General features: G+C 38.7%; 2 protein-coding genes. Both read left to right on the top strand.

The genetic code is table 11. The features are described 5' to 3' along the window. A partial coding sequence (locus DFR56_RS22435; RefSeq protein ID WP_146214360.1) for an LPXTG cell wall anchor domain-containing protein occupies positions 1–213 on the top strand: 213 nt, incomplete at its 5' end. A 577-nt stretch (positions 214–790) separates the two neighbouring features. After that, the coding region (locus DFR56_RS23195; protein ID WP_110397686.1) for an isopeptide-forming domain-containing fimbrial protein at positions 791–8,387 on the top strand (7,597 nt) is incomplete at its 3' end.

Consider the following 8,387-nt stretch of genomic DNA (forward strand, 5'->3'; position numbering starts at 1 on the left):
CCGAAAACACCAGAGAAACCAGTAGAGCCACAGGAACCAGAAGACTCTAAAGAACCAAAAGAAACGGAAAAAGCACCAGAAAAAAGCAATGACAACGTTGGTAAGAAATTGCCGAAAACAGCAACAAATATCTTTAACGTTGCTTTAGTTGGGCTAGGTTTGATCACACTAGGATTCTTCTTTTATAAAAGAAGAAAACGAGTGGTAGAGTAAAGAACAGTTCAAACAAGTTATAAAAATATGAGTTTTCATACGAATTGAACTGCTCGCCGGTTAGGTAAACAGCTGGTAATAAAATAACAATGATCTAAACGGTCTTAGCTCTAAATCCATTGAGCTAAGACTGTTTATTCTTAGGGAGTGTAAATAGAATTTGCCAGTTTCCTATTAACACAGTTTGTTAACTTTAGGCTCCAATTACTTCTACTTCCCAACGAGAGTCAAAGAAATTTAAATTGTCCAACCTAGTTATTGAGATTAAATAGTATCCCTTTTAAAGGAGGATTTCCCCAAAAGTTTCTTCTTGTATAATTGAATCTTTAGCACTATGCATCGAAACTTACCATTTTCCTAAATGTTCTTACAAATGCTGTTGTTACAGGCTTTGAATAACTACAACTTACTTTTTTCTCATACTTATGGATAGTAATAATTACTTATATATTTCTTGTATGTGTGGAAAATGTATAGAAAGTGTATGGAAATTGTATAGGCCTTTTATATATCATGATTTTAATAGTCAATAGACTAATGGAAGCAAGTCAATCTAAAAAAGAGGAGGGTTAAAAAATTGAATTACAGGAAATTAGTTACAAGCAGAATGAAGGCTAGAATCCAAAAAAGCATGGTATTTTTAGCAATGTTTTTAATTTTATTAAATGGAATTCTTCCATCGGCTTCTACGTTTTCTGTTGAAGCTTCGGAGAAATCTGAAATAGAAGAGATAAATGATCCTGAAGTTTCTAAAACTATTGATGGAGAAAAGACAAAAGAAATGCATAAGGGAGAAGATTACAAATATGATGTAAACGTTCTCTTTCCAAAAGATTTATCAGGTTATTCAACTATCTCTATTTTAGATAAGCTCGATGATCGATTAAAAGTGATAGATACGATCATTTTAATCGATGGGGAAGAAGAGATAGAGTCTGAAGAAAATGAAGTTAAGTCTGAAGAAAATTCGGATAAGGTATTAAAGGCCAAAGTAGATGGTCAAACCGTTTCTTTTGAACTTGAATTAACAGAAGAAAAACTAGAGGAACTTGCGGGGAAAGAATTAACGCTCCAAATTACAGCGCAAGTGAAGGAAGATACGGACACAGGAGAAGAAATTGAAAACATTGCAGAGATTATGATTAACGATAATTCTTCTATTGAAACGAATCCAGCAGTGGTAACACTAGTTGAGGAGATTAAAGAGGAGTCAGAAAGTGACACCAAAGAAGAGAGTGAATCAGAAGAAGAAAGTAAATCCGTAAATGATAATGCTAAGGCAAAAGAGCCAGACTCAGAATCGTCTACAGAAAAAACGAATGCAAAAAGAAATGCTTCCGCTGCCAATAATGAAACAGGGTTTAACTTTAACACCACAGACACTTATTTAAGTGTCACATCTTATAATGGTAAACCGGGAACTTGGTTGTTGCAAATTGATGGTCATAATCCATCAGCAGGGATCAAATATGAAAAACAATTAATAGGAAGTTTGACAGGTTCCTTGGATTCTATTGCATTGTCTAAAGATGGAACTGAGGTTTATGCAATAGAAGCTAATAATAATACATTTATTTATAAAATTACCGAAGACGGTAATGCAACAAAACAACCTTTAAATATGCCAAGTGAATTGGCAACTTTCCTTCCGCTAGGTGCAGGAGCCATTGATCCAATCACAGGTCATTATGCTTTATTTGTTAGAGATGCAACAAATAAACAGTCGCGTATTATATTGATCGACCCAAATACAGGGAATGTGGTAGACAGTAGTATCAATCCAAATAACCGATTAAACTTACGTGATAATGTTTTTGATGATAAAGGAAATATGTATTATATCGATGCCACAAATGAAGAATGGGTGCGCTATGATCGTGATACGGGGAAAGAAACAGTATTTGGACGGGTAGGGAATATACCACTTACTACCCCAGGACATGGAGCAGGATTAAGTTACTTACCTTCTAATGAACTGCTTATTGCATTCACACAAGGAGATCTCTTTGCTTCCGATCCAAAAGACAATATTGCGAAAAATCTCGTGAAAATTCCAAATATTAATTTCCTTACTGATGCTGCTTCAGCAGTTTTTCCAAGTTTTTACACAGAGCTGAATATAGAGAAATTTGCCAATGGAAGCAAAGAAACGAGTTCTGTCAACAATAATGACGTGATCGAGTACAAACTCGTGGTCAACAATACAGGAAATCTACCTGCTGACAACGTCATCTTAACGGATAAAATTCCAGCAGGAACGGAGTATGTCGCAAATAGTACGAAATTAAACGGGAAAGATGTTGCCGATATCGATGGTCAAAGTCCGTTAGTAAAAGGCTTAAAGATTAAATCGCCGTCGGAGAATGCAAGTGAAGGCGTTATTCTCGTAGATGAAGAAAATGCAGCAACTATCACCTTTCAAGTGAAAGTAAAGGATGACACTGCACCTGGTTCTGAAATTGTAAACCAAGCAACCATGACTTCATCCGAATCTGACGAAATTAAATCTAATGAAGTGATAAACACAATTGAAGAACCAATTGACCCTCCAAATGCCTGTGCCGCACCAATGGCGTTGATTAATGGTGATTTTGAATTGCCGGAGGGACCGGGTACCTATGATAACTCGGTAGCAGGAGGTGGTTATTACTATGCAGATACTGTTCCAGGGTGGAAAACGACTGATTTCAACCGTACACCAAGAGGAATTATTCAAATAATGGACCCTGCCCGACCGAGCACTATACCTATAAATGCTCCGAATAAGGACAATCTTACGAGTAGATTTGCGGAATTAAATGCTGATCAAAATAGTATGTTATATCAAGAATTACCAACCGTACCAGGGCAGACGATTTATTGGCGCTTAGATCACAGAGGATACAATGGTATAGATACGATGAGTGTTAATATTGGACCGATCACGGACGATCCATTCAATACTACGCCAGAAATAAAGAGAATTTCAACTGGAACTACATGGAAAACTTATACAGGGGTTTATACGGTACCAGAAGGCCAAACAATGACGCGTTTTGGATTTAAAGCAATTAGTTCAGCTAGTGGAAATGTGGCTTTCGGTAATTACCTTGATAACATATTCTTAGGAACTGAGCCATGTGTCGCAGCCGAGAAATCGGTAAGCCCTGAAGGTGATGTATTTGCAGGTGACGAATTAACGTATGAAATCACCGTCAAAAATTCAGGCGGTGATATTGCAGCAAATACAATCATTGAAGACGCCATTCCAGAAGGTACCGAATATGTCCCGGGTTCCATGAAAATTTTAAATGGTCCAAAAGCGGGAGACCTAACGGATGTGGAAGATAATGATGCAGGTCATTATGCTGATGGGAAAGTAACCTTTAAATTAGGAGACTTACCGAACACAACCACATTACCTGACGGAATTACTGTTCAATTTAAAGTGAAAGCTTTGTCAAGCCATGCAGGAAAAACTGTAGAAAACAAGGCACAAATAAAATTTAAAGATTTGTTAAAAGATGAAGATAAAGAAATTGAAACAAATGAAGTGACAACTGAAGTTATTGAGAGACCAGATCCTCCAGACGTCTGTGCCGCACCAGTAGCGCTAATTAATGGTAGTTTTGAAGATCCGCCATTTTCGCCTGATGATTCGCGATTAACAAAACAGATTGGATGGTTCGATGCCCCTCAAGCTGCTGTCCCAGGGTGGAAAACTACCGACAGATCAGGTTTATTCGAAATCATGAATAAATCTTTGGGTGATGAAATCCCACCAGGGCACCCGTATGAGGCTTTGAAGGTTACTCCGGCGCACGGTCAACAGTTCGCTGAATTGAACAGCCGTGAAGCGGCACAGCTTTATCAAGATGTAGATACGACACCAGGCCAAACGATTTATTGGCGTCTGGCCCACAAAGGTCGTGTTGGCCAAGATACAATGGCATTAAAGATAGATTCAGCCACTGTTGATCCGAAAAATCTGAAAACGATTGAAACAATGACGAGTGGTAAAGATGCATGGAAATATTATTCTGGTTCATATGTTGTTCCAGCAGGTCAAACGAAAACTCGCTTTGGTTTTGAAGCTATTTCCAGTGCAAATGGATCAAACGCAGCAGGAAATTTCCTAGACGATATCTTTTTAGGTACCGAACCATGTGTGACAGCGGAGAAATCAGTAAGCCCTGAAGGTGATGTATTTGCAGGTGACGAATTAATCTATGAAGTGACCGTCAAAAATTCCGGTGGAGACATTGCTGCAAATACGGTAATCGAAGATGCCATTCCAGAGGGTACAGAATATGTCCCAGGATCCATGAAAATTTTAAATGGTCCGAAAGCGGGAGACCTAACAGATGTGGAAGATAATGATGCAGGTCATTTTAACGGTGAAAAAGTCATCTTTAAATTAGGGGACTTACCGAACACAACCACATTACCGGACGGAATTACTGTTCAATTTAAAGTGAAAGCTTTGTTCAATCATGCAGGCAAAGATGTGGACAACAAAGCACAGGTCAAATATAAAGACTTGCTAAAAAATGAAGAAAAAGAAATTGAAACAAATGAAACAAAAACACCGATTAAAGTAAAAGATCCAGTTCTTGAATCTGAGAAATCAGTGGAGTTAGAAGAAAAACTAGCCGAAAATACAGATGAGGACAACCCTGAAGTCGGTGATACACTTCGTTATACGATTAAAACACGCAATACAATAGAAAATAGTTTAATTGAGAATCTAATCATTTCTGATACCATTCCAGAAGGTCTAGAGTATGTTGAAGGTAGTCTAGAAGTGGACGGTGTATCCGTCACGGATGTCGAGGATGATGATAATGGTCATGTAGTTGATGGCAATATTTCAGGTCAGTTTGGAGATATCAAAGATACGGATTGGCATACGTTAGAGTTTTTAGTCACCGTAAAAGCTGGTCAAGCAGGAGCAGATATTAAAAACGTTGCAACTGTAGACGGTGACAATATCGATGAACCAGATAAGCCAGAAGAAGAAGTAAAAATTTACCCAAGAGACCCAGTTCTTGAATCAGAGAAATCAGCAAAGAACTTAGAAACAGGGAAGGATAAGTTTGAAGTCGGCGACACGATTGTTTACACGATTAAAACACGTAACAAAGTAAGTGATGGTATCGTGAAAGATTTAACAATCTCAGATGAACTACCTGATGGGTTAGAATACATTGCGGATAGTTTAGAAGTGGATGGTGAATCTGTCACCGATGCTGAAGACAATGATAACGGGCATTTTGTAGATGGAAAAGTAACAGCTCAATTTGGTGATATTATAGACACTGACTGGCATACGCTCACATTTCAAGCAAAAGTGAAGTCAGGACAATCTGAAAAAACAATTAAAAACGTTGCAACTGTAGATGGTGGCAACATTGACGAGCCAGACAAACCAGAAGAAGAAGTTACTGTAGATCCAAAAGATCCAGATCTTGAATCTGAGAAGTCAGCTAAACTTGAGGAAAAGCTAGCTGGAAATACAGATGCAGACAATCCTGAAGTTGGCGATACGCTTCTTTATACAATTAAAACTCGTAACACAGTTGAAGATAGTATCGTTAAAAATCTAGTCATTTCTGACGAGATCCCAGAAGGTTTAGAGTATGTTGATGGTAGTCTAGAAGTGGATGGACAATCTGTCACGGATGTCGAGGACGATGATAAAGGTCATGTAGTGGATGGTAAAATCTCAGGTCAGTTTGGTGACATCAAAGATACGGATTGGCACACACTTGAATTTCTAGTAATCGTAAAAGAAGGTCAAGCAGGAGCAGATATTAAAAACGTTGCAACTGTAGACGGTGACAATATCGATGAACCAGATAAGCCAGAAGAAGAAGTGAAAATTTACCCCAGGGACCCAGTTCTTGAATCAGAGAAATCAGCAAAGAACTTAGAAACAGGCAAGGATAAGTTTGAAGTAGGCGACACGATTGTTTACACGATCAAAACACGTAACAAAGTAAGTGATGGTATCGTGGAAGGTTTAACAATCTCAGATGAACTACCAAAAGGTCTCGAATATGTAACGGGTAGTTTAGAAGTGGATGGTGAATCTGTCACCGACGCTGAAGACAATGATACCGGTCATTTTGTAGATCGAAAAGCGAACGCTCAATTTGGTGATATTACAGACACCGATTGGCATACGCTCACATTCCATGCGAAAGTATTGTCTGGTCAATCTGAAAAGACAATTAAAAACGTTGCAATAGTAGATGGTGGCAACATTGACGAGCCAGACAAGCCAGAAGAAGAGGTTACTGTAGATCCAAAAGATCCAGATCTTGAGTCTGAAAAGTCGGCTAAGCTTGAGGGGAAATTAGCTGGAAATACAGATGCAGACAACCCTGAGGTCGGCGATACACTTCGCTATACGATTAAAACACGCAACACCGTTGAAGATAGTTTAGTAGAGAATCTAATCATTTCTGATACCATTCCAGAAGGTCTAGAGTATGTTGAAGGTAGTCTAGAAATCGATGGAGAGTCTGTCACGGATGTCGAGGATGATGACAAAGGTCATGTAGTGGATGGTAAAATCTCAGGTCAGTTTGGTGACATCAAAGATACCGACTGGCATACGCTTGAATTTTTAGTCACCGTAAAAGCAGGTCAAGCAGGTGCAGATATTAAAAACGTTGCAACTGTAGACGGTGACAATATCGATGAACCAGATAAGCCAGAAGAAGAAGTGAAAATTTACCCAAGAGATCCAGTTCTTGAATCAAAGAAATCATCGGAACTAGAAGAAAAGCTAGCTGGAAATACAGATGAGGACAATCCTGAAGTCGGCGATACACTTCGCTATACGATTAAAACACGTAATAAAGTAGAGGATAGCCTTCTTGAAAATCTCGTTATCTCGGACAACATCCCAGAAGGTTTGGAATATGTTAAGGGTAGTCTAGAAGTAGATGGTGACTCTGTCACCGACACTGAGGATAATGATAAAGGTCATGTAGTTGATGGCAAAATCTTAGGTCAGTTTGGGGGTATTAAGGATAACGACTGGCATACACTAGAATTTTTAGTCACGGTAAAAGCAGGTCAAGCAGGCGCAGATATTAAAAATATTGCAACTGTAGACGGTGACAATATAGACGAACCAGATAAGCCAGAAGAAGAAGTGAAAATTTATCCAAGAGACCCGGTTCTTGAATCCGAGAAATCATCGAAGCTAGAAGAAAAGCTAGCTGGAAATACAGATAAAGATAACCCTGAAGTCGGTGACACGATTCGTTATACGATTAAAACTCGTAACACGGTTGAAGATAGTATCGTTAAAAGTCTAGTCATTTCTGACGAGATTCCAGAAGGATTGGACTATGTTGAGGGTAGTCTAGAAGTCGATGGAGAATCTGTCACTGATGCTGAGGATGATGATAAAGGACATGTAGTGGATGGTAAAATCTCAGGTCAGTTTGGGGATATCAAGGATACCGATTGGCATACGTTAGAATTTTTAGTAACTGTCAAAGAAGGCCAAGCAGGAGCAGATATAAAGAACGTTGCAACTGTAGATGGTGACAATATTGATGAACCAGATAAGCCAGAAGAAGAAGTGGAAATTTACCCAAGAGATCCAGTCCTTGAATCCGAGAAATCAGCAAAGAACTTAGAAACAGGGAAGGATAAATTTGAAGTAGGCGACACGATTGTTTACACAATCAAGACGCGTAACCAAGTATCCGATAGTTTGGCAAGTAATTTAGTGATAACGGATAAACTTCCAGCAGGACTTGAGTTTGTAAAAGATAGCATAGAAGTAAGTCATGAAGGCACAGCTGAATTCAAAGATGGTACAGTTACAGCAAGCTTTGGTGATGTGACCGATACAGAATGGCGCACAGTTACATTCTATGCGAAAGTGAAGTCAGGACAATCTGAAAAAACAATTAAAAACGTTGCAACTGTCGACAGTAGCAATATTGACGAACCGGATAAACCGGAAGAAGAGGTTACTATAGATCCAAAAGATCCAGATCTTGAATCCGGGAAATCATCGAAGCTAGAAGAAAAGCTAGCTGGAAATACAGATAAAGATAACCCTGAAGTCGGTGACACGATTCGTTATACGATTAAAACTCGTAACACGGTTGAAGATAGTATCGTTAAAAGTCTAGTCATTTCTGACGAGATTCCAGAAGGATTGGAAT

Source organism: Pseudogracilibacillus auburnensis, from assembly GCF_003201975.1.
GTDB lineage: Bacteria > Bacillota > Bacilli > Bacillales > Amphibacillaceae > Pseudogracilibacillus > Pseudogracilibacillus auburnensis.